General features: G+C 64.8%; 22 protein-coding genes. 1 reads left to right on the top strand and 21 read right to left on the bottom strand.

Going from position 1 to position 20427, the window contains the following annotated elements; all coding sequences use genetic code 11:
- Window positions 1–135 precede the first annotated feature (135 nt).
- The 16 genes from cobU to OVY29_RS24445 are packed head-to-tail and all read right to left on the bottom strand — an operon-like array spanning window position 136 to window position 13162.
- On the bottom strand, window positions 136–642 hold the full coding sequence (gene cobU, locus OVY29_RS24520) for a bifunctional adenosylcobinamide kinase/adenosylcobinamide-phosphate guanylyltransferase (RefSeq protein WP_039330671.1): 507 nt from the start codon (window positions 640–642) through the stop codon (window positions 136–138).
- Window positions 635–2098 carry a cobyric acid synthase gene (locus OVY29_RS24515; protein ID WP_039330669.1) on the bottom strand — a complete coding sequence of 488 codons (1464 nt, stop codon included), beginning with the start codon at window positions 2096–2098 and terminating at the stop codon, window positions 635–637. Before OVY29_RS24515 ends, cobU begins: the two co-directional genes overlap by 8 nt.
- Window positions 2086–3039 (bottom strand): adenosylcobinamide-phosphate synthase CbiB, encoded by a 954-nt coding sequence (gene cbiB, locus OVY29_RS24510; RefSeq protein ID WP_039330667.1) that lies wholly within the window; start codon window positions 3037–3039, stop codon window positions 2086–2088. Before cbiB ends, OVY29_RS24515 begins: the two co-directional genes overlap by 13 nt.
- Window positions 3032–4021 (bottom strand): threonine-phosphate decarboxylase, encoded by a 990-nt coding sequence (locus OVY29_RS24505; RefSeq protein ID WP_039330665.1) that lies wholly within the window; start codon window positions 4019–4021, stop codon window positions 3032–3034. The genes cbiB and OVY29_RS24505 overlap by 8 nt, the downstream gene beginning before the upstream one ends.
- The gene (gene cobS, locus OVY29_RS24500) at window positions 4018–4734 is read right to left on the bottom strand and encodes an adenosylcobinamide-GDP ribazoletransferase (RefSeq protein WP_039330663.1); all 717 of its coding nucleotides are present in this window, start codon (window positions 4732–4734) and stop codon (window positions 4018–4020) included. Before cobS ends, OVY29_RS24505 begins: the two co-directional genes overlap by 4 nt.
- A 13-nt stretch (window positions 4735–4747) precedes the next feature.
- Entirely contained in the window at window positions 4748–5317 is a 570-nt protein-coding gene (locus OVY29_RS24495; protein ID WP_039330661.1) for a histidine phosphatase family protein, read from the bottom strand.
- Window positions 5314–6330: a nicotinate-nucleotide--dimethylbenzimidazole phosphoribosyltransferase gene (gene cobT, locus OVY29_RS24490; RefSeq protein ID WP_039330659.1), complete on the bottom strand. Its 1017-nt coding sequence runs from the start codon at window positions 6328–6330 to the stop codon at window positions 5314–5316. Before cobT ends, OVY29_RS24495 begins: the two co-directional genes overlap by 4 nt.
- Window positions 6327–6734, bottom strand: coding sequence for a DUF1636 domain-containing protein (locus OVY29_RS24485; RefSeq protein ID WP_039330657.1), 408 nt, complete (start codon window positions 6732–6734; stop codon window positions 6327–6329). Before OVY29_RS24485 ends, cobT begins: the two co-directional genes overlap by 4 nt.
- A gap of 25 nt (window positions 6735–6759) precedes the next feature.
- The gene (gene bluB, locus OVY29_RS24480) at window positions 6760–7407 is read right to left on the bottom strand and encodes a 5,6-dimethylbenzimidazole synthase (protein ID WP_081095568.1); all 648 of its coding nucleotides are present in this window, start codon (window positions 7405–7407) and stop codon (window positions 6760–6762) included.
- A complete protein-coding gene (cobO, locus tag OVY29_RS24475) occupies window positions 7404–8030 on the bottom strand; it encodes a cob(I)yrinic acid a,c-diamide adenosyltransferase (RefSeq protein WP_039330652.1) in 627 nt (208 codons plus the stop codon). Before cobO ends, bluB begins: the two co-directional genes overlap by 4 nt.
- Complete coding sequence (cobF, locus tag OVY29_RS24470) at window positions 8020–8784, bottom strand: precorrin-6A synthase (deacetylating) (protein WP_039330650.1); 765 nt, start codon at window positions 8782–8784, stop codon at window positions 8020–8022. Before cobF ends, cobO begins: the two co-directional genes overlap by 11 nt.
- The gene (cobA, locus tag OVY29_RS24465) at window positions 8781–9599 is read right to left on the bottom strand and encodes a uroporphyrinogen-III C-methyltransferase (protein WP_230962559.1); all 819 of its coding nucleotides are present in this window, start codon (window positions 9597–9599) and stop codon (window positions 8781–8783) included. The genes cobF and cobA overlap by 4 nt, the downstream gene beginning before the upstream one ends.
- Complete coding sequence (locus tag OVY29_RS24460; protein ID WP_039330645.1) at window positions 9500–10813, bottom strand: cobyrinate a,c-diamide synthase; 1314 nt, start codon at window positions 10811–10813, stop codon at window positions 9500–9502. The genes cobA and OVY29_RS24460 overlap by 100 nt, the downstream gene beginning before the upstream one ends.
- Window positions 10810–11595 carry a precorrin-4 C(11)-methyltransferase gene (gene cobM, locus OVY29_RS24455; RefSeq protein WP_039330643.1) on the bottom strand — a complete coding sequence of 262 codons (786 nt, stop codon included), beginning with the start codon at window positions 11593–11595 and terminating at the stop codon, window positions 10810–10812. The genes OVY29_RS24460 and cobM overlap by 4 nt, the downstream gene beginning before the upstream one ends.
- Window positions 11592–11957, bottom strand: a complete 366-nt coding sequence (locus tag OVY29_RS24450) for a cobalamin biosynthesis protein (RefSeq protein ID WP_039330641.1) — start codon at window positions 11955–11957, stop codon at window positions 11592–11594. The genes cobM and OVY29_RS24450 overlap by 4 nt, the downstream gene beginning before the upstream one ends.
- On the bottom strand, window positions 11954–13162 hold the full coding sequence (locus OVY29_RS24445; protein WP_039330640.1) for a bifunctional cobalt-precorrin-7 (C(5))-methyltransferase/cobalt-precorrin-6B (C(15))-methyltransferase: 1209 nt from the start codon (window positions 13160–13162) through the stop codon (window positions 11954–11956). Before OVY29_RS24445 ends, OVY29_RS24450 begins: the two co-directional genes overlap by 4 nt.
- Between OVY29_RS24445 and OVY29_RS24440 the strand changes: the two genes are divergently transcribed.
- Window positions 13161–13922 carry a cobalt-precorrin-6A reductase gene (locus tag OVY29_RS24440; RefSeq protein ID WP_039330637.1) on the top strand — a complete coding sequence of 254 codons (762 nt, stop codon included), beginning with the start codon at window positions 13161–13163 and terminating at the stop codon, window positions 13920–13922. The genes OVY29_RS24445 and OVY29_RS24440 overlap by 2 nt on opposite strands.
- Here the strand turns inward: OVY29_RS24440 and cobJ are convergent.
- Genes cobJ through cobN form a run of 5 tightly spaced genes read right to left on the bottom strand, consistent with a single transcriptional unit; the run spans window position 13886 to window position 20424 of the window.
- Window positions 13886–14662 carry a precorrin-3B C(17)-methyltransferase gene (gene cobJ / locus OVY29_RS24435; protein ID WP_039330635.1) on the bottom strand — a complete coding sequence of 259 codons (777 nt, stop codon included), beginning with the start codon at window positions 14660–14662 and terminating at the stop codon, window positions 13886–13888. The two genes, OVY29_RS24440 and cobJ, sit on opposite strands and share 37 nt — an antisense overlap.
- Window positions 14659–15396: a precorrin-2 C(20)-methyltransferase gene (gene cobI, locus OVY29_RS24430; RefSeq protein WP_039330633.1), complete on the bottom strand. Its 738-nt coding sequence runs from the start codon at window positions 15394–15396 to the stop codon at window positions 14659–14661. Before cobI ends, cobJ begins: the two co-directional genes overlap by 4 nt.
- On the bottom strand, window positions 15393–16022 hold the full coding sequence (locus OVY29_RS24425; RefSeq protein WP_039330631.1) for a precorrin-8X methylmutase: 630 nt from the start codon (window positions 16020–16022) through the stop codon (window positions 15393–15395). Before OVY29_RS24425 ends, cobI begins: the two co-directional genes overlap by 4 nt.
- Entirely contained in the window at window positions 16022–17149 is a 1128-nt protein-coding gene (locus OVY29_RS24420; protein WP_039330629.1) for a cobalamin biosynthesis protein CobG, read from the bottom strand. Before OVY29_RS24420 ends, OVY29_RS24425 begins: the two co-directional genes overlap by 1 nt.
- Window positions 17146–20424, bottom strand: coding sequence for a cobaltochelatase subunit CobN (cobN, locus tag OVY29_RS24415; RefSeq protein WP_039330627.1), 3279 nt, complete (start codon window positions 20422–20424; stop codon window positions 17146–17148). The genes OVY29_RS24420 and cobN overlap by 4 nt, the downstream gene beginning before the upstream one ends.
- Window positions 20425–20427 lie beyond the last annotated feature (3 nt).

Raw genomic sequence — 20427 nt, 5'->3', positions numbered from 1 at the left:
ACGTTATGAACGCCTTCCAAACCGGGCAGCCAACCATCGCCATGGGCAGCGCCATGATCCAGCTTCTGGCGGTCTTTCTGGCCGGCTCTCGCGCAATTTGAATTCCAAATATGCCATTAATACAATGGGACATTTTCATTTGAACTGCAAATTCAAGCCAGCGCACAGCAACTGCACCTCGTTCGCGCAAGCCGCGACACGTTGATGAAGAAACCCGGCCTCATCCCGAAACCGGCGCGCCAACTGGTTTTCCGGGACGATGCCCAATCCGACCTCATTGCTGACGAGTATGAGGGTCCCTTGCGCAACCGTGATGGTCTCAATGAGTGTGCGGACTGCCGCCGGGATATCGTGATCGCCGATCAGGAGATTGGTCACCCATAGCGTGAGGCAGTCCACCAGCAAGACCCGGTCGGGTGAGGCATGCAACTCGATCGCTTCCGCAAGTTTAAGGGGGGCCTCGACCGTTTCCCATTCCACGCCGCGATCCGCCTGGTGCCGAACGATACGGTTGCGCATTTCCTCGTCGAAAGCTTGAGCCGTAGCGATGAAGACTGGCGACAGGCCGGTCGCCTCGGCTCTGGCCTGTGCATAGCGGCTCTTGCCCGAGCGCGCTCCGCCAATCACGAACAGGCTACGCATCGTCTTTCCCCATTGCGAGTTTCAACAAACCATCCACATCGAGATGATGTTCAAGCTCAGCCGCGATCGCATTGAGCGCGTCATCCACCTTCGCATCATGGTCGATCCCGTCCGACTGCGCGCCGAGCATGCCGAGCAGAGCTGAACGCAGCGCCGTGCTGGCAAATGCTCCGTGGACGTAAGTGCCCGTGACTTGCCTGTCTGCACTGGTTGCGCCGTCGGGCCGCCCTTCGCCGAGCAGCGCAAAGGGGTGACGGCAATCGGGACCGCTGGTCACGCCCATGTGCATTTCAAAGCCGGTGAAGGCTTGATCGAGCGCAGTGCCTGCAACCTGGCGCAGCGCCTTATCTCCGGTCAGGACCGTTTCGACATCCAGCAGACCCAGACCGGGGATATCTTCAGGTGGTCCCTCGATCCCTTCCGGATCGGCGATGCGGCGGCCGAGCATCTGATAGCCGCCGCAGATGCCCAGGACCTTTCCACCGCGCCGATGATGCGCAAGGATATCAATGTCCCAGCCTTGTTCGCGCATCGCCTTCATATCAGCGATCGTGGCTTTTGATCCGGGCAGGACGATCAGCGCACAATCACCGGGGATGGGCTGGCCTGGCGGTACCATGACCAGTTCGACCGAGCTTTCCGCTTTGATCGGATCGAGATCGTCAAAATTGGCGATCCGGGGGATGATCGGGCAGGCGATTTTCAGGCGACCGGCGGTTTCGCGTGCGGTTCGTTCAAGCACGACCGCATCTTCGCTTGGCAAATGGGCAGTGGCGCGCAGCCAGGGCACCACGCCATAGCCTCGCCAGCCCGAAAGCGCCTCGATCTGCCGATAACCGTCGGCAAAGAGCGCCGGATCGCCGCGAAACTTGTTGATGAGAAAACCCCGGATCATCGCCGCGTCGTCCGGGTCCAATACCGCCCTCGTGCCAACGAGCGCAGCAATGACGCCGCCGCGATCGATATCGCCGACCAGCACGACTGGCACACCGGCAGCACGGGCAAAGCCCATGTTGGCGATGTCGCCTGCCCGCAGGTTGATCTCCGCCGGCGAGCCGGCGCCTTCAACCACGACGACATCGCACTGCGCCTGCAGCCGGTGCCAGCTTTCCATGACCTCGGGCAGCAGTTCGCCACGCTTGTGCCGGAAATTGCCACCGCCCAGCGTGCCGCGGACCTTGCCGTGAACGACCAATTGCGATGTGTGGTCGGCCTGAGGCTTGAGCAGTACCGGGTTCATGTCGGTGTGCGGTTCGACCCGGCATGCTAGAGCCTGCAAAGCCTGGGCGCGGCCGATCTCGCCGCCATCGACGGTAACCGCAGCATTGTTCGACATGTTCTGGGGCTTGAACGGGCGAACGCTCAGCCCGCGATTGGCAAGGGCGCGGCACAGCCCGGCAACCAGCACCGATTTCCCGACATCGGAACCCGTGCCCTGCAACATCAGAGCGCCCATACGATATCCTTCCAGGTGAGAGCGGCCACGATGGCCCAGAGCAACAGGCAGGCGCGGACATAAATGCGCAAAGCGCGCCTGACGTCAGCAGCGCCAGCATCGCGCCGCCCGCTGCCGATCCAGTCCTTGGCATGGGTCACACCATCGTAGGACACTGGTCCCGCGAGCGCGAGATCTAGCGCGCCCGCCATGGCCGCCTCGGTCCAGCCTGCATTGGGTGAGGCGTGGCGGCGGTGATCGCGCCACAGCGTGGCCCACCCTCCGCCGCCGGCAAGACATACCACGACGCCGCCAAGCCGAGCCGGCAGCAGGTTCATCACATCGTCCGTGCGCGCCGCAGCCCACCCAAAGGCGCGCCAGCGCGCTTCCTTATGGCCGATCAGGCTGTCTGCCGTATTGATCGCCTTGTAGGCCCAGACGCCGGGCAGGCCGCCGATAACCAGCCAGAACAGCGGCGCGGCGATGCCGTCGCAAAAGCTTTCGGCCAGACTTTCGATTGCAGCTCGTGCCACACCCGCGCGATCAAGGGTGTCGGTATCACGCCCGACGATCATGGAGACGGCATGGCGCGCACTTTCGAGATCATTCTGCTCCAGTGCGACTGCGATGGGAAGAACATGATCGTAGAGGCTGCGTTGGGCCAGAGCGGGCCAGGCCAGTGCTGCGGCACCAAGCCACCAGCATGAGCCCAGCAGGTGCCGGGCGAGCGCGGTAAGGCCAAGTCCAGCCCCGATTGTCAGCACCAGCAGTATCAGAACGGTCATGACGCCGAGCGTCTTGCGTATGCCGTCTGAGTGAGTTGGCCGGTTCCATGCGCCTTCGCAGGCATTGATGATCCGGGCAAACAGGCCGACCGGATGTCCGACACGGCGATACAGCGCGCCAGGCCAGCCAATGGCAGCATCCAGCACCAGGGCCATGAGCGCGAACGGTTCAGCCATGGTCTTCGAGCACGGCACAGAGACGCTCCATCGCCTCGTCGTTGGCGGGCAGGCCAAAGCGTAACCAATCCGGTTTATCGGCGAAGGGGCGGCTGAGGATCGCAGCCCGGGCAAGACGTTCAAACAGGTGTGACGCGTCCGGCGTCGTTATCAGCCGGAAGAGTGGGCATGCGCCGCTTGCCAACAAACCGAACGAGGCCAAGCGCTGATCGAAGCTGGTGGCCTCGGCGATGAGGCGCTCCCGCATCGCGTCCTGCCAGGCGATATCCTGATAGGCGCGGGTGCCGATGGCGATCGCAGCCGCCGAGACCGGCCAGGCACCTAGCTGCTTACGCAGACTCGCCAGGATCGGACGAGGGCCCAGCACAAAACCGAGCCGCAATCCGGCGAGGCCAAAGAATTTCCCGAAGGACCGAAAGATCAGGAGTCTGTGCCGATCATCAACTTGGTCGGCGAAACTGTGGTCGGGGTGGCAGTCTGCAAAGGCTTCGTCGATTACCAGCCACCCTTTCCGACCACGCCGCACCAGAAGATCGCTCAAGGCTTCCCGAGAAAGCAGGACGCCATCCGGGTTGTTGGGGTTGGCAAGGATCAGGCTTGATCCATCGGCCAGCGCCAGATTGCCAAGCGTTACGGGATGGCTGGAGGCCGCCATCTCGCCGTGGGTGCGATAGGATGGAACGGCGTGGCAGACGTCATCGCCCAGCACCCTGCCGGCGAGGCGAAGGCCAACTTCGGTGCCTGGCACCGCGCAGACATGATCGGCATGACACCCGAAGCTGGCGGCGGCCGCTTGCTCCAGCGCGCGCAGGGCCATTTCGTCTGGCAGGGCACGCCAATCGATCTCCACCGCCCCTGCACCGTGCCAGACATGCGGATTGATCCCGGTGGAAAAATCGATCCAACCACGCGCATCGTCGCCGAAATGCGCGCGGGCCGCAGAGAGGCCGCCGCCGTGCCATGTCCAGCGATCGCGGGTCATGCGGCCGCCATCACGACAAGCGCCAGCAGCAGCGCCGCCTCGATCAGTTCAATTCCGGCGCCGTGTCCATCGCCCGAGATGCCGCCAATAGCGCGCTTGATCCACAGGCCCCATAGTGCCGCAGCAGGAACCGCAATGAGCAATGCAGGAAACGCCACCGTGGTGGCGAGAAGTACTGCGGCCCACAGCGCCAGATCGATCGGCCTGATCGCGCCCCGAAAGCGCGCACCAAGGCCATCGTGCAACGGCGATAGCAACAAGGTCCATGCCAGCGGCGCGATGCGCGCGGCGACCGGCACCCAGATCAGTGCCAGAAACTGGCTGTGCTCGATCATGCCATGCAGCAGCACGAGCTTGGTCAGCAGTTGCATGGTGATGGCCGTTACGCCGAAGCTGCCGACATGCGGATCTGCCAGGACGGCCAGGAGCCGCTCGCGGTCCTTGTGGGCCGCGCCGCTGGCATCGGCCATATCTCCCAGACCGTCCAGGTGAAGGGCTCCGGTGACGAGAACCCAGGCGATCAAGGCGGCAAGGGCTCCGGTCCAGGGATCGGTCCTTGCTCCAACCCAGGCGGCCCCGGCAACGATAAGGCCAATCACCAGCCCAGCAGCTGGAAACCAGCGCATGGACTGGGCGAATTCCTCGGCAGAAACCGTGAGCCGGGGTGTCGGCAAACGGGTGAGGAACTGGAGTGCGATGAGGAAGCCTTTCATGCGATCGGGCGCTTCATGTCCAAAGGCCCGCGATCTGGGCTGAGCGCGGCGTTCCCGGCCAGACCCGCAGGCTGATCAGCGCGGCATAGGGAAGGTCAAACGCCCAGACCTGCCGCTGTCCGAAGCCGAACAGGCTGGCCAGCGCAGCCCGGATTGCTCCGCCATGCGTTACGACCAGCGTGTCTTGCGGCGGGATTGCGGCCAAGGCCGCTTCCACGCGCGAAACCAGAGCAGACCAGCGCTCACCACCGGGTGGCGGATTGGCGTCCGGGTCGTCCCAGAACGCGCTGATCGCGGCACTGTCGACCTTAGCGGGTGCCAGACCGTCCCAGTCGCCGAAGTCCAGTTCGCGCCACCGTGAGTCGAGGATCGGGTGCAGCCCTCTTGGATCGGCGATAGCTCTTGCTGCCTCTGCCGAGCGCTGGAGATCGGAACATACAATCGACTGGAACGACAGTTCCTCGACCTGTGCCACGCATGATGCGACGCCCTCGGGCGTCGTAGGCGCATCGGTCCTTCCGAGAAGCAGACCGGGGTGGATGGGCTCGCCATGCCGCATGAGGTGCAGGAAAAACTCGCTCATACGCCAGCAGCCACGCCAGCTTCGGCAAAAGTGGCCATCTGGTTGTGTGCGGCGAGAGCTGAACGCACGATCTGGGCCGCGACCGCAGCGCCGCTCCCTTCGCCCAGGCGCATGCCCAGAGTGAGGAGCGGTGCGAGACCGAACCGCTCGAGCAACCGTTTGTGACCAGGTTCGGCCGAACAATGCCCTGCCAGGCAATGGTCGACAATTGCAGGTTCGGCGGCAAAGATCGGCGCGATGGCAGCGCAGCAGATGAAGCCATCCAGGAGCACCGGCACCCGAAGTTGCCTTGCACGGACAATTGCACCTGCCATTGCGGCTATTTCCCTCCCGCCCAGACGCCGCAGGGTTTCGAAAGGCGTTGACGGTGCAACCTGATGGAAGACGAGTGCCGCTTCGATTACACCGATCTTGCGCGCCACGCCCGCCGGATCGAGCCCCGTTCCCGGGCCGACCCATTCGCCTGCACCGCCTCCCAGCGCCTTTGCACAGAGGGCTGCAGCGGCCGTGGTGTTGCCGATGCCCATCTCGCCAGGGACAAGGAGATCAAGGCCGGCTTCGACCATGGCGGCCCCGGAAGACAGCGCGGCAAGGCATTCGCTTTCGGTCATGGCCGGGGCTGAGGTGAAATCGGCGGTTGGCCGGTCAAGCTCCAGCGCCAGCACCTGAAGATCGAGCCCGGCAGCGGCACACAGCGCGTTGATGGCAGCGCCACCTGCTTCAAAATTGGCCACCATCTGGTGGGTGACTTCGGGAGGAAAGGCGCTCACGCCCCGTGCCGTGACGCCATGATTGCCCGCAAACACGACTGCACGCCCCCGTTCCAGCCGGGGTCTTTCGTGGCCTTGCCAACCGGCCATGAAGATCGCGATCTCTTCCAGCCGTCCCAGGGATCCTGGCGGCTTGGTCAGTTGCGACTGCCGGTTGCGCGCGCTGGCCATTGCTGTTTCATCTGGCGCAGGCATATCGGCAATGGCAGCATCAAAGGCATCGACGGAAGAAAACGTGCTCATTGCGCGACAAAGCCCGGCGGCGGTGTGCGGGTGATGAAGTGGCCTTTGACGCCCTGCGGCCAGTCCTTGAACGGAACCCGGCCATGTTCGCTTTGCGCATAATGGACGGCATAATCGAGGATGGCAGCGGCGGCATCTTCATCGGGAGTGAAGCGGCCCAGAACATACCCGACTTTGCCTGGCGCACGAAGATGGACCGTGCAGAATTCGCTGCAGGCGAACAAGCAGGGCATTTCCTGCACCGCGATACCGGAATAGCGTTCATCGCGTGCCTGCACGGCGCGCAGGGCCTCGACCATACGCGCGCCACCACGCACACCGGCGTCATCCTCCTTTGCGGTGCTGCTGTGTCGGCAGGTGTTGCATGCTACTACGGCAGGGCCGTCCTCGACGGGGATCAACATAATTTCTTGCTCCATAGATTGGGGGTCATCGGTCGAACACTCGGTTGGTCACAGGTTCCCGGGCTTGCCAGCCCCGCCGCTCCAATTCGGGTGTCTGGGACGGGTCCTGGGGGTATCCGAAGCACAGCAGTGCAATCAGCGACCAGTCGGCGGGTACGTCCAGCAAGGCGCGGATGACACCGGGCTCGAGGATCGATACCCATCCGACGCCAATGCCGCGGAGCCTTGCCGCCAGCCAGAGTGTGTGGATCGCCAGCACGCATGAATAGCGCAACATCTCCGGCATACTGACAATGCCAAGTCCATGGCCTGCTTTGGGCTGCTCATCACAGAACACCACGATCAGTTCCGGGGCTTCGCGAAGGCCATGCAGCTTGAGCGAACGATACAGTTCCTGCCGGGCTTGGCAGGCATATTGCTGCGCTGCTTGTGCGTTCTGTGCATCGACATGGTCGGCCAGCGCCTGACGAAGGGTGGATGAACGCACGCGCACGAACCGCCAGGGCTGCGCATTCCCGACCGAAGGCGCGAGGGAGGCACACTCCAGCAGCGCACACATCTCCTCTTCCGCGACAGCACGGGCTTCGAAGTGCCGCACATCGCGTCGCCAGCGCAGCAGCTGCGCAAATCGAGCCGCGAACTCGGCATCGAACTGGGGCGGCAGATCGCTCAGAACTCGATCCCTGCCTGCGCCTTCACGCCCGAGCGGAAAGGGTGCTTGATCATGGTCATCTCGGTGACGAGATCGGCCGCCTCGATCAGTGCATCGGGCGCATTGCGTCCGGTGACGATGACATGTTTCATCTCGGGTTTCGCGGCAAACGCCTTAAGAACCTCATCCAAGGGCAGGTAGTCATACCGAAGGACGATGTTGAGTTCGTCGGCTACCACCATCTGGTAAGCCGGATCGGCGATCATGCGGCAGACTTCATCCCAGGCAGTACGTGCCGAAGCGATATCGCGTGTCCGGTCTTGCGTATCCCAGGTGAAACCTTCACCCATCGGCTTGAACTCGACATTTTCCGGGAAAGCGTCGAACACCGTCTTTTCGCCTGTCGCCATCGCGCCCTTGACGAACTGGACGACCCCGACCTTCATGCCATGTCCTATTGCGCGCACGACCATACCGAGTGCAGCGCTTGTCTTGCCCTTGCCCGTGCCAGTGTGAACGATCAGCAGCCCCTGCTCGCGGGTCTTGGTGGCCATCATGGTGCTACGCGCAGCCTGGATCTTGCGCATTTTCTCGGCATGGCGCGCATCTGCGCTTGCAGCTTCTTCTTCGCGGTCAGCAGGCATCGGCTCGTTCCTTTCGCATCAGGTAGACATCCATGATCCAGCCGTGGCGAGCGCGCAGTTCCGCGCGGCGCGCGGCAATCTGCGGCGCAGAATCGGCAAGTGGCCCATGCACCAGTGCTTCTTGCGACATGCCCAGATAGGCACCCCACCAGATCGTGATGCCAGCAGGATCGAGGACTTCGAAGGCGCAGCCGGAATCGAGCATGACGACGATCGTGTGCACTCCCAGCGGCCAGCCTTCCCGGCGCAACCTGCGGCCGGTGGTGATCGTGACAGGTTCGGCCAAGGCGTTCAGCGGGATGGCGTGAGCAGCCGTAAGAGCCTGAATGCTGGTGATACCGGGTTCGACGCGAACAGTTAGGTCGACCCCAGCCGTCCGGAGCCGATCGGCAATACGCAGTGTGCTGTCGTAAAGCGACGGATCGCCCCACACGAGCAGCGCGACCCGCCCACCATCAGGAAGGTGAACTGCTATCTGCTCTGCCCAAATCGCTGCAATCGCATCGTGCCAATCGTCGACGGCCTGCGTGTAGTCGCCATCCTGTCGGCGAACGGGCATGTCGAACTCGGCCATGCGGACCGGTGAGGCCAATGCGGCGCCACAGATGGAGTGGCGCAGGTCCAGGAGATCTGATTTGGCATCGCCTTTGCGGGGCAGCAGAATGAGATCGACCGCGTTGATTGTGCGTATTGCAGCACGCGTCAGGTGGTCGGGATTCCCGGTGCCTATGCCGATCAGATGGAGGTGGATCATGCCTCCTCCATCATGGGGCCGTAGATCACCAGTGCGGTTGCATCCGATCCGCCGTCGGCAAGTGACCGAGCAAGTCCGGCAATAGTGCTTCTGGTAAGTCTTTGGTCCGGTCGGCTAATGTTTTCTGCCAACAAGGCTGCAGTATCGTCCGCAAGTCCTGCCGCGACAAGCTGCGCAGCAAGCGCCGGAAATGTGCGCTTTGGCATGAAGACGACCGTTGTGGCACAAGGGTCGGCAAGCGCTGATAGATTGAGGTCTTCGGGTAAAGTGCCAGTCTTGCCATGTCCGGTTACGAACTGGACGCGTCTAGCGTGCTCGCGTCGTGTCAGTGGTATCGCGGCAGCTGCCGCTGCGGCGGTCGCCGAGCTGACGCCAGGAATGATCTCGAACGAGATTCCCGCATGGCGAAGCGCCTCAATTTCTTCTTCGAGTCGGCCGAACAAGCCAGCATCTCCCGATTTGAGCCGGATGACATGCTTCCCGGCCAGGGCATGGTCCACCAGAAGACGGCTGACTTCGGCCTGACTTGGAGATGGCCGACCGGCGCGCTTGCCTACCGCTACCAGTTCAGCGTCATCGCGCGCGCGGGCCAGGATCGGTCCCGCAGCCAGATCATCAAACAGGACCACCTGCGCTGTCTCAAGACGAGAAACGGCTTTAAGGGTCAGCAGCTCGGGATCGCCAGGGCCCGCACCCACAAATGATACGAACCCTTTCACGATGCGTTCGCGATCATGTGGAAGAAGGTTCCGGTCACGCGGCCGCGATACGAGCCTGTTTCGGCAACCGCGACGCCATCTGCATCGGTTACACATGCCAGCGCTGCGTCTGTCTGCTCGAGGATCGTCGAGTAGTGGAACTCGTGGCCGCGCAGTCTTTTGCCTTTGGCCAGTCCGGCTATCGGTGCCAGCAGTTCGGCCTGGCGATAGCCGAGATGCATCTTGCGCTGTGCATAGCTGGTAACAAGCCCCAGCAGGCCGGCCATACGATGCCGTTCTCCCGACTTGTCCACCAAGGCCTCGCCCAGAACCATGTAGCCGCCGCATTCGCCGTGGACCGGGCGGGTCTTGGCGTGATGGCGCAGGCCGGTCAGGAAGTTCGTCGCTGCAGCGATGGTCCCTGCGTGCAATTCCGGATAGCCGCCCGGCAGCCAGACAAGATCGGCATCGCGGGCAGGGGCCTCGTTTGCCAATGGCGAGAAGGGCATGATCTCCGCGCCAGCCCGCCGCCAACCTTCGAGCACATGGGGATAGACGAAGGAAAAGGCGGGATCGCGGGCGATGGCAATCCGCTGGGCAGGGGGAAGCGGCAGTTGGCCGGGGGCCGGAGGCGGGGCGCTGTTGCTGCTGGCGGCATGGCGGATGGCATTCAGATCGACATTTGCACGCAGAAATGCGGCATAGTCCGATATCGCCCGCTCGAGATCGGGATGCTCGACAGCCTGGACCAGACCGAGATGGCGTTCTGGCAGGGTGAGATCGCCGCGCCGGGGCAGGGCACCCAGCACAGGCATGCCTATCGCTTCCATCCCCCGGCGCACCAGCCGTTCATGGCGGGGACTGGCCACCCGGTTCAGGATCACGCCTGCAAACGGCAGCGTGTCATCCAGATGCTTGAAACCGAGCGCCGTTGCAGCGGCGGATTGGGCTTGTCCGGACACGTCCAGCACCAGCACAACCGGCCAGCCCATTGTCCGTGCAATGTCCGCACTGGCGCCATTGCCAACGGCACCCCGGCTCGCGACACCATCGAAAAGGCCCATCGAAGCCTCGGCAAGCACCATGTCCGCGCCAACAGCCTCTCCCGCGATTGCAGCGATCAGCTCGCCATTCATGGCCCAAGTATCGAGGTTGAACGACGCACGGCCGCAGGCGGCGCGGTGAAAGGCGGGATCGATATAGTCGGGACCGCTCTTGAAGGGCTGGACCACCGCGCCGTCTTCAACCAGCGCTCGCAGCAGGCCCAGCATGACCGTAGTCTTGCCCGTTCCCGATGCCGGAGCGGCGATCATCAGGCCTGAAACGCTCATTCCCCGGCTCCTGCAAAGCGCGAGCTCGCATCCTGTGGGCGGAAGCGCCGGTCGTAGCCGTGGGCGTAGAGGCTGCTTTGTGCGAAGTCCTCCGCCCCCAGCACCCGTCCGACAAGGATCAGCGCGGTTCGTTCCATGCTGCCGGCGATGGCTGTTTCGACGGTGTCGAGGGTGGCCCGGACGATCCGCTGGTCGGGCCAGCTGGCGCGCCAGACGACCGCAACGGGGCAATCCGCGCCATAGGCGGGAGCAAGATCGGCCACGACCCGCGCGAGGTTGTGGATCGATAGATGGATAGCCAGAGTCGCGCCCGTCACAGCGAAATTGGCGAGGCTCTCGCTCTGCGGCATCGCGCTGGCCCGCCCTGGCGTGCGCGTGAGTACCAGCGACTGGCCGAGCTCGGGCAAGGTCAGTTCGGCTTCCAGAGCCGCCGCTGCCGCCGAGAAGGCGGGAACACCCGGCGTGACCGTAAACGGAATGTCCAGTGCGCGCAGGCGGCGCAATTGTTCGCCCATTGCCGACCAGACGGACAGGTCGCCCGAATGGAGGCGGGCAACATCGCACCCTGCGGCGTCAGCCTCCGCTATCTCGGCGATGATCTCGTCCAGCGTCATGGGCGCGGTGTTGACGATGCGGGCACCGGGCGGACAGTGATCGAGTACAGCCACGGGAACCAGCGAACCGGCATAGAGGCAGACCGGGCTGGCGGCGATCAGGTCGCGCCCTCGCAGGGTCAAAAGATCGGGTGCGCCGGGGCCGGCGCCGATGAAGTGGACGGTCATGGCTGTGATCCTTCGGCAATGGCGCAGCTGGCCATGCGATCGGGCGAGATGTGGCGCGTGCGCAAAAGGCGGGCGCCCGGACCAGCGGCGACCAGCGCGCAGGCTTCTGCGACACTGCCGGTCGCGCGTGCCTTCAGGCTGGCGGCAGAGCTGGTGGGCGTAGGCGTGGTGGACAGGGACGCCGATGGGATGCCGGTCATCGGCAGTCCCAGTGCCTCTGCAAGCGGTACCAACGCAGACGTCTTGTCGATGGCGGTCGCCAAATGGGTTATAGGGGGCAGCCCGTCCTGCGCCAGTTCCAGCGCCGCCCGCAGCGAAGCGAGGCCTGCGCCGCGCCGAAAGCCGAAGCCAGCCACGATCATAGCGTGACGCTCCACTGTACCACGGGATAGCGCCCCTTCCAGCCATGCCGCTGGCCAAGGGGCACGGCATCGGCCAGTTCGATCCGCAGCAGACTGCCGCCCTTTGCGCCATGCCAACGGGTAAGAGCGGCTTCAGATTCAAGGCTCACGGCGTTCGCCACCAGCCGCGTTCCATCAGGCAGCCGGGCCCAGAGGGCATCGAGCAGCGGGTCGGACAAGCCGCCACCGATGAACACAGCATGCGGATGGGGGCCTTCCGGCAGGCCTTCGGGCATCCGGGCATTGATCACATCCAACCGGTCTACACCCAGAGCCTTGGCGTTTGCGCGGGCGCGGCCGGCCCGTAGCGGATCGGCTTCGAACGCGGTCGCCCGGTTGGCGGGATGAGCCAGCAGCCATTCGATCGCGATTGACCCAGAACCCGTGCCGATATCCCAGAGCCATTCACCGGCACGCGGGGCGAGGGCCGAGAGGGTCAGGGCGCGCACCGGGGCCTTGGTGATCTGTCCGTCGTGATCGAACCACGCATCCGGTCTGCCGGATGTGACGGGCAGGACATTGCCTGAACCGGCGAACGCGATGCCCACGGCAACGGGATGGGCAATGTCTGCGAACGGCAGGGCTTGCGCGGTCGTCACGCGGAGGCGTTCATGGGGGCCGCCCAGCGCTTCCATCACATGAAGCGTCGATGGGCCGAAGCCCTTGCTGGTCAGATATTGCGCCGCCGTGGCAACGGCATCGCCATCGCGCAGCAGGACAATGGCGCGCTGGGCGGGTGCGATATGGGGGCACAAGCGGTCCAGCGGCGCTGCGTGCAGGCCGAGGCAGGCCGTTTCCTCGATCGGCCAGCCCAGCCGGGCGGCAGCAAGGCTGAAGGTCGATGGCGCGGGGTGCGCAACCCATTCCGCCGGACCGAGATGGCGCGCAAGGCTTGCGCCTGCGCCGAACCAGAACGGATCGCCCGATGACAGCATGACCACCCGCCGCCCGCGATGCGCCAGCAGTTCGGCTATGCCGTCGGCAAAGGGAACTGGCCATTTGAAGACCGCGCAGGTAAGCGCGGGAAGCAGCGCTAGATGGCGCGCCGATCCCATGACCAGTTCGGCCCTGGCCAGCGCGGCCCGGCCCGCTGAGCACAGGCCGTCCACGCCGTCTTCACCGATGCCGATGATCGTCAACCATGCGCGAGGGTCCATGTCAGCCATGCCGAATGTTCTCCTGCTTGGCGGAACAACCGAAGCGAGCGCACTGGCGCGCCTGCTTGCGGCAGCGCAGGTTGCGACGACACTCAGCTACGCGGGCAGGACCGACAACCCGCGGCCACAGCCGGTGCCGATCCGCGTCGGCGGCTTTGGTGGGGTGGCGGGGCTTGTGGCCTATCTCCAAGACCATCGCATCACGCATCTGGTCGATGCGACGCATCCCTTTGCCGCGACTATGAGCGCACATGCCATAAAGGCCGCGCGGATTGCCGGGATTGCCCATATCGCCTTGACCAGACCCGCATGGGAGGCCGGGTCGGGCGATCGCTGGACATGCGTGAGAGACACTGCCGCTGCGGTGGCCAAACTTGCGGGCACGCCGCGCCGCATCCTGCTCGCGCTGGGCCGAATGCATGTGGAAGCCTTTGCCGCACAGCCGCAGCATCACTACCTGCTGCGCTTTGTTGACCCTCCGGCTGCGCCCCCAGGCCTGCCCTCCCACGACCTTGTCATCGATCGCGGGCCGTTTACGGCTGAAGGTGATCGGCTGCTGATGCAGTCTCACATGATCGACCTTGTTGTGTGCAAGAACGCCGGTGGCACGGGCGCCGAGGCAAAGCTTGTCGCTGCGCGCCAGCTCAAGCTTCCGGTCGTGATGATCGACCGCCCGGTGATCGGTGACCGGATCGAGGTCTGTCGCGCAGAAGATGTGCTGGAATGGCTTGGTCATGAGGCCACTTCCGCAACGGACCGGGGCGTATAGAGGATAGGGCCTGCCGCACGTTCGATGATCCGCGTCCGGCTTGATCCCACGATCACCGTGGTGCGCATGTCGGCCATTTCATCGTGCGCCTTGCCCAGCGGCACGATGCGCAGATCTTCCTGCGGCGTTGTGACGGCGCGGGCAAACAGCATCGGGCGATCATCGCCGCACAGCTCCTTCAATAAGGCCAGCGCACGGGCGAAGCCTTCGGGACGTGCCTTCGAGCGGGGGTTGTAAAGCGCCAAGGCAAAGTCCGCCTCCACGGCCAGCCGCAGCCGCTTTTCGATCATGGCCCAGGGTTTCAGGTTGTCGGAAAGATTGATCGCGCAAAAATCGTGACCCAGCGGTGCCCCGGCCCGTGCACTGGCGGCCAGCATGGCGGTGATGCCCGGCAGCACCCTGATATCCAGCGTCCGCCAGCGGGAAGGACCTGCCTCAAGCGCTTCGAATACCGCCGAGGCCATCGCGAACACCCCCGGATCACCTGACGATACGACAACGACCCTGCGGCCCTGCGCCGCAAGATCGAGCGCCAGAGCGGCGCGGTCGAGCTCCACCCGGTTGTCCGAGGGGTGAAGCGTCAGGCCTTCGCGTGCAGCTATCCGGGCGACATAGGGAATGTACCCGATCACGTCCGTAGCCCCGGCCAGCGCGGCGGTGACTTCGGGTGTGACGAGTGCCTCGTCTCCTGGTCCCAGACCGGCGATTGCTAGCCAACCCTTGTCCTTTTCCCCGGTCATGGTCGCCTCCCCTGACCATGGATCAGCAGGATCGAGAAATAGGGGGTCACCGCCTCAGCCTCGGCCAGCATGGTGACGCGCTGTCCGGGCATCGCTGCGTGTTCGACCAGCCATGCCGCATCCATGCGCCCGGCGGCTGCCACGGCGCGGCGAAGCTTGGGCAGGTTCCGACCGATCTTCATCACCACCAGCGCGTCAGTCTCGCGGATCCGGCGGGCAAGCTCGGCTTCCGGCAGCGTGGCCATGACCACGGTCATCACATCATCGCCCCAGGTGATCGGCAGGTCCGTCGCGGTCCAGGCGCCAGACATGCCCGTGATGCCAGGGACGACTTCCACCGGTATGCGGCCTGAAAGGCGGGCATGGAGGTGCATGAAGGAGCCGTAGAAGAACGGGTCGCCCTCACACAGCACGACGACGTCCTCACCCTGCTGCGAAATCGCTGCAAGCCGCTCCGAACAGTGCGTGTAGAACGCCGACAGGCAGGCATTGTAGCGAGGATCGGATACCGGGATTTCGGTGGTTACCGGATATTCCATCGGAAACTCGATCACGTCAGCGCGGAGCATCCCTTCCACGATGCGCCTTGCCTGGCCGGGCCGCCCAGCCTTGCGGAAATAGGCGACGTGGTGCGCCGTGCGTACAAGCCGGTCGGCGCGCACGCTCAGCAGGTCTGCCGCACCCGGACCAAGCCCGACACCGTGAATGGTGCCGATGTTCGTGCCGGCGTTCATTCGGCCGTACTCGCCAGCGCGTTGATGGCCGCCACGGTGATGGCACTGCCGCCAAGGCGGCCCTCGACGACGCAGCAGGGTGCAGGAGGAGCGGCCCAGAGGGCAGCCTTGGATTCAGCTGCTCCCACGAAGCCCACCGGACAGCCGATGATCGCCGCAGGGCGTGGGCAGGCGGGGTCTTCCAGCATGTTCAGCAGATGAAACAGCGCGGTTGGTGCATTGCCGATCGCCACGACCGCACCCGCCAGAATGGGCCGCCACAGTTCCAGCGCGGCAGCGGATCGGGTGTTGCCGATCTTGCGTGCAAGGTCAGGCACCGCAGGATCTTGCAGCGTGCAGATGATTGCGTTGCTCCCGGGAAGCCGGGCGCGGGTGATCCCTTCAGACACCATCCGCGCATCGCACAGTATCGGCGCGCCGCCGGCCAGCGCAGCGCGTGCCGCATCGGCAAATCCCGACGAGAACCGGATATGCGCTGCAAGTCCGACCATCCCGGCCGCATGGATCATCCGCACTGCCACCTGCTCTTCGCCTGGCGCGAAAGGGGAGAGATCGGCTTCGGCGCGGATCGTGGCAAACGACTGGCGATAGATCGCTGCCCCGTCGGTTTCATAGACATGGGGCATCAGACGGCTCCAAAATGCGCGAGGATTTCGCTGGCGCTCAAGCCGGAGCGGGACGGAGGCGATCCGGCTTTGCCAGCAAGGACCAGATCGAACCTGCCGTTGCGTCCGGTCAGCGTGACATCGGCCACCTGCGAGCAGGCGCAGCCTTTGGCACAACCCGAAACGTGCAGCCGTCCCGAGACATAGGGCGCAAGTCGGCGCGCAAGCGCACGGGTTTCAACCGTCGCCTGTGCGCACAATGGTGCGCCCGGGCAGGCTTCCACATGGGGCAGCGGATCAGGTTTAGCGCCGGTGGACGGGTGGGTCCGGGCAGCCGCCGCCCCCTCGATCAACAGCCGCCGCCACGGTGTTGTTCGCAGTCCAGAAGCAGAACCGGATTCGAGCAGGATGGCGAGCTCCGAAGCCTCTATCAGCCCGAACGCCAGCGCGATCGATGGATGATGTCCGGTGCCAAGCACATGGCCCGGTTCAGCCATTGCAGGCGCGATCGCACCTTTTGCCCATGCGGGAAGTTCCGCATCCCAACGGGCCATGCGCCCGGCTGCGGCGGCGCCGCTCGCGGCGAACCAGTGAGCGAGAGCGATCAGGGCGTCCGCTTCCGTGCCTGGAGACAGGCTTGATCCGGTGAGGCAACCATCGGCGCGAAGGATGAGGCTGCCGTCCGTGCCGCGTTCGACACGGAAATCGCCGGATGCGCCGGTCAGCACAGCGGCAGGGCCGGCATCGATGACGAACCCGACCTTGCCGGGAAGATCGGGCCATTCGCCTATCCGGGCCAGCAGGGCGTTGGCGATGCGGTGGGTGTCGTCGTTCTCCTGCCAGTCGGGCGCGACAAGGACGTTGCGCCGCGCTTCGAGTGCAGGCTCGGGCTGCACTAATTCCAGCGCAATCAGCCTTTGGATCAGCAAGGGCCAGCGATCTTGGGCAACGCCGCGAATCTGCAGATTGGCGCGCCGCGTCAGGTCGATCAGCCCGCTGCCGCAGGTGGCGGCCGCATCGCAAAGGGCCAGCGCCTGCTCCCGTGTCAGCCGCCCGAGCCGGGGTTTGACCCGCACCAGTAGGCCGTCGCCGGATATCATCGGGTGCCATGCGTCCGGGCACCAGCCCTTGACGGCAAATCCGGTCATGGTGCCTCCCGCAGGCTGGCCAGGATGGAATTTCGCCGGGTGCGCCAGAGGCCCGCGGCATGCAGCGCGGCAAAGCGCGCTTCCATCGCCGCCAGTGCATCGGGATTTTCGCGTTCGAGGAAGGCGCGAACTTCGGACTGGCCGAGCGTTGCCTCGTGATAAAGGTCGATCAGCTGCGGCGGCACGCTGCCGGAAAGATGTGCGAAAGCGCCAAGATGGTCCAGCGTCGCGGCCAGTTCCGCGCCCCCACGAAAGCCGTGGCGCATCATTCCTGCGATCCAGCCTGGATTGGCGGCTCGGGCACGGACCACGCGGGCAATTTCTTCGGTCAGCGTGCGGGCCGCCGGGTTGTTCGGGTCCCGATTGTCGAGATGATAGAGTGCGGCCTTGCCTCCGACAATCGCCTGGGCTGCGGCAAAGCCTGCCTCGTGCCCGGCATAGTCCGCGGCCAGCAAGAGGTCGGTTTCAGGCAGGTCCTGCAGGTGGACGAAGGCGTCCGCGCTGGCCACTCGCAGACGGATGCCATCGGGGTCAGCCTCGCTTCCCGTGCTGGAATCGGAAACGCTATCCAGCGCGTGGTCGGAGGCTGCCAGCCATGCTTCGCCCGCCGCACGCCGGGCATCATCGGTATAGGTTTCGGCCGCGTCTCCGATCCCGAGTCCATACCGGCCCGGACGCGGACCATAGACGCGCGGCGCTGGGGCCAAGGCAACGAAAGGGTTCCAGTCGGCGGGTTCGTCCCTGGTGCACAGCGCCCGGACGGCCTGACCGAACAAGGCGGGCAGGGTGGGAAAGGCATCACGAAACAGGCCCGAAACGCGCAGCGTTACATCGAGGCGAGGGCGGTCGAGCATGGCGAGTGGGAGAATCTCAACCCCCGTCACGCGCTCTGAAGCCATGTCCCACATCGGCTTTGCCCCCAGAAGGTGCAGCGCCATCGCAAACTCTTCACCAGCCGTGCGCATGGTGGCCGAACCCCACAGATCCACCACAAGGCCACGCGGGTAGTCGCCGTGATCCTGCAGATGGCGGCGGAGCAGCTCCTCGGCGAGCACGACGCCCTGTGCATGCGCTGCGCGCGAAGGTACTGCGCGCGGATCGATCGTGTAGAGGTTGCGTCCCGTCGGCAGCACATCGGTTCGTCCGCGATGGGGCGAGCCAGATGGTCCGGGAGCGATCCATCGGCCGTCCAGCCCAGCCAGAAGCCCGTTCCGCTCTGCCGCGCCCTGTTCACCGCGGCCGAAAACGTGGAGACCGTCACCGAACTGGCTGGCTTTCACATCGCAGACGAAGCGATCGATCCGGGTGATCGCTTCGACCAGAGTGGTGGCGGTATCAAGGCCGAGCTCTGCCTCCAGCCCCAGCGCGGCAGCTTCCTCGCGGATGGATTTCTGCAGACGGTCCCGGCGGGCAGGGTCCAGCCCGTCGGCATTGGAGAATTCGTCCAGCAAAGCCTCGATCCGGCCCAGCCCGGCGCCGCTTCCGGTCGGGACGAGCGGCGGCGGCACATGGCCGATGGTGACAGCACCGATGCGGCGCTTGGCCTGCGCTGCCTCGCCCGGATCGTTGACGATGAAGGGATAGATGACCGGCATCGCTTGTGTCAGCGCTTCGGGCCAGCAAGCGTCAGACAGCGCTACAGCCTTCCCCGGCAGCCATTCCAGCGTACCATGCGCGCCAACATGGACCAGCGCATCCGTACCCTGCTGGCCCAGCCACAGGTAGAAGGCGACATAGGCGTGCCGCGGGCAGCGCGAGAGGTCGTGATAGTCTGCATCGCGACTGATAGGCTCGCCCCGCTCGGGCTGAAGCGCCACCAGCACCTGGCCGAGCGTGAGCGCCGGGAAGCGAAATGCCCCATCGACAGCCAGCGGATCGTCTTCCGGCTCTCCCCATGCCGAGGCAAGGTCCTGCCGCAGCGTCTCGGGCAGGGCGGACATGGCAGTGCGATAGGCATTCAAAGGCCAGACCAGATGCTCGGTCGCCAGCTGCCTGGCAAGATCGGTGGGGCGGCTGACCTTGTACCCGGCCTCTGCCAGATCGGCGACAATCGCATCGACTGAGGCCAGCGCGTCAAGACCCACGGCGTGCGCCATCTGGTAGGCCTTGCCGGGGTAGGTCGACAGGATCAGGGCGACGCGGCGTTCGCATGCCGGCTTGCGGGCCAGCCCGATCCAGCGCGCCACGCGGTCGGCGACCGCTGCGATCCGGTTGTCATCGCCGCGGTGCGAATAGGGAGCGAAGCCGAGTGCCGGATCGCGTTCGCCCGCTTCCTTGAAGCTCGACACGCCTGCAAAGATGCGCCCGTCAATCTCGGGGAGTACGACATGCATGGCAAGGTCAGCCGGCGAGAGGCCACGCGATGTGCGCGCCCATCCTGCGCGCGGTGCGGTGGCAAGCGCGATCTGGAAGACCGGAACGCCCCCCCCGTCGAGCGGCGTTCCGCCATCCTCGCCCCGCGCTGAAAAAGCCGTGGCATTGACGATGGCTGCAGGCGCCAGCGAACGCACCCAGCGATCCACCTGTGCCCTGACCTCAGGGGGCTTGAGCGAGGGGACGAAGATCGAGAGCGCGTCAAAGCCGCGTTGTTCAAGCGCGGAATGAAGCGCGGCGATCGGGTGCAGGTCGTGTGCGGCGAGGTACGCACGGTAGAAGACGATCAGGATCAGCGGCCGATCCGCATTGGGCCTGAAGCTGGCAGGATCGATGATCCCGCAGGAGGGGTGCCATCCGCCAGTTGCCGGCAAAGCCGTGCATTGCGTCACAGTGCTGACGCCAAGCCCTGCGGCGTGCGCGAGAGCGGCCAGGGCCGCGCGCGCCGCTGCCGCGCCGCCCTCGTCACACAACTGGCAAAGCTTGGCCAGCGTGGCGGCAGGAAGCGTGGAGACACTGTCGAGGTGCCAATCCGGCCGACCATCGGCAGGCAGGACAGCAAGCGCAATCCCGCGCGATCGGGCGAGGGTCTCGACCTGTTGAAGGCCGTAGCTCCAATAGGGCGTGCCGCCGATCAGCCGGATCAGCACGGCCTTTGCCCCGGCCAATGTCTTTTCGATATAGGTGTCGACCGACAAAGGGTGGATCAGCGCGGCAAGATTGGCGAGCCGCAACGAAGGAAATGCCGGATCCGCCGCTTGCGCCTGGCGCCAGCCTTCCGCGAACGCACCAAGATCGCTGTCCGAGAAGGACAGGACGACAAGATCCGCAGGCTCCTGCCCCAGATCCTGTGGGATGGCCGTTTCCTCCATCCCATGCGTTTCGCGAAAGATGACGTGCACGGC

Origin of the sequence: Sphingopyxis sp. SE2 (assembly GCF_032227185.1) — a bacterium.
Taxonomy (GTDB): Bacteria; Pseudomonadota; Alphaproteobacteria; order Sphingomonadales; family Sphingomonadaceae; genus Sphingopyxis.
Note: the sequence above shows the minus strand (reverse complement) of the source record. Positions and strands in the feature narration are given on the sequence as shown.

Bases quoted from the DNA above. Each gene is read 5' to 3' on its own strand.
- cobU (WP_039330671.1), bottom strand. From the start codon at position 642: ATGCGTAGCCTGTTCGTGATTGGCGGAGCGCGCTCGGGCAAGAGCCGC.
- OVY29_RS24515 (WP_039330669.1), bottom strand. From the start codon at position 2,098: ATGGGCGCTCTGATGTTGCAGGGCACGGGTTCCGATGTCGGGAAATCG.
- cbiB (WP_039330667.1), bottom strand. From the start codon at position 3,039: ATGGCTGAACCGTTCGCGCTCATGGCCCTGGTGCTGGATGCTGCCATT.
- OVY29_RS24505 (WP_039330665.1), bottom strand. From the start codon at position 4,021: ATGACCCGCGATCGCTGGACATGGCACGGCGGCGGCCTCTCTGCGGCC.
- cobS (WP_039330663.1), bottom strand. From the start codon at position 4,734: ATGAAAGGCTTCCTCATCGCACTCCAGTTCCTCACCCGTTTGCCGACA.
- OVY29_RS24495 (WP_039330661.1), bottom strand. From the start codon at position 5,317: ATGAGCGAGTTTTTCCTGCACCTCATGCGGCATGGCGAGCCCATCCAC.
- cobT (WP_039330659.1), bottom strand. From the start codon at position 6,330: ATGAGCACGTTTTCTTCCGTCGATGCCTTTGATGCTGCCATTGCCGAT.
- OVY29_RS24485 (WP_039330657.1), bottom strand. From the start codon at position 6,734: ATGTTGATCCCCGTCGAGGACGGCCCTGCCGTAGTAGCATGCAACACC.
- cobO (WP_039330652.1), bottom strand. From the start codon at position 8,030: ATGCCTGCTGACCGCGAAGAAGAAGCTGCAAGCGCAGATGCGCGCCAT.
- cobF (WP_039330650.1), bottom strand. From the start codon at position 8,784: ATGATCCACCTCCATCTGATCGGCATAGGCACCGGGAATCCCGACCAC.
- cobA (WP_230962559.1), bottom strand. From the start codon at position 9,599: ATGTGTAACCGATGCAGATGGCGTCGCGGTTGCCGAAACAGGCTCGTA.
- OVY29_RS24460 (WP_039330645.1), bottom strand. From the start codon at position 10,813: ATGAGCGTTTCAGGCCTGATGATCGCCGCTCCGGCATCGGGAACGGGC.
- cobM (WP_039330643.1), bottom strand. From the start codon at position 11,595: ATGACCGTCCACTTCATCGGCGCCGGCCCCGGCGCACCCGATCTTTTG.
- OVY29_RS24450 (WP_039330641.1), bottom strand. From the start codon at position 11,957: ATGATCGTGGCTGGCTTCGGCTTTCGGCGCGGCGCAGGCCTCGCTTCG.
- OVY29_RS24440 (WP_039330637.1), top strand. From the start codon at position 13,161: ATGCCGAATGTTCTCCTGCTTGGCGGAACAACCGAAGCGAGCGCACTG.
- OVY29_RS24445 (WP_039330640.1), bottom strand. From the start codon at position 13,162: ATGGCTGACATGGACCCTCGCGCATGGTTGACGATCATCGGCATCGGT.
- cobJ (WP_039330635.1), bottom strand. From the start codon at position 14,662: ATGACCGGGGAAAAGGACAAGGGTTGGCTAGCAATCGCCGGTCTGGGA.
- cobI (WP_039330633.1), bottom strand. From the start codon at position 15,396: ATGAACGCCGGCACGAACATCGGCACCATTCACGGTGTCGGGCTTGGT.
- OVY29_RS24425 (WP_039330631.1), bottom strand. From the start codon at position 16,022: ATGCCCCATGTCTATGAAACCGACGGGGCAGCGATCTATCGCCAGTCG.
- OVY29_RS24420 (WP_039330629.1), bottom strand. From the start codon at position 17,149: ATGACCGGATTTGCCGTCAAGGGCTGGTGCCCGGACGCATGGCACCCG.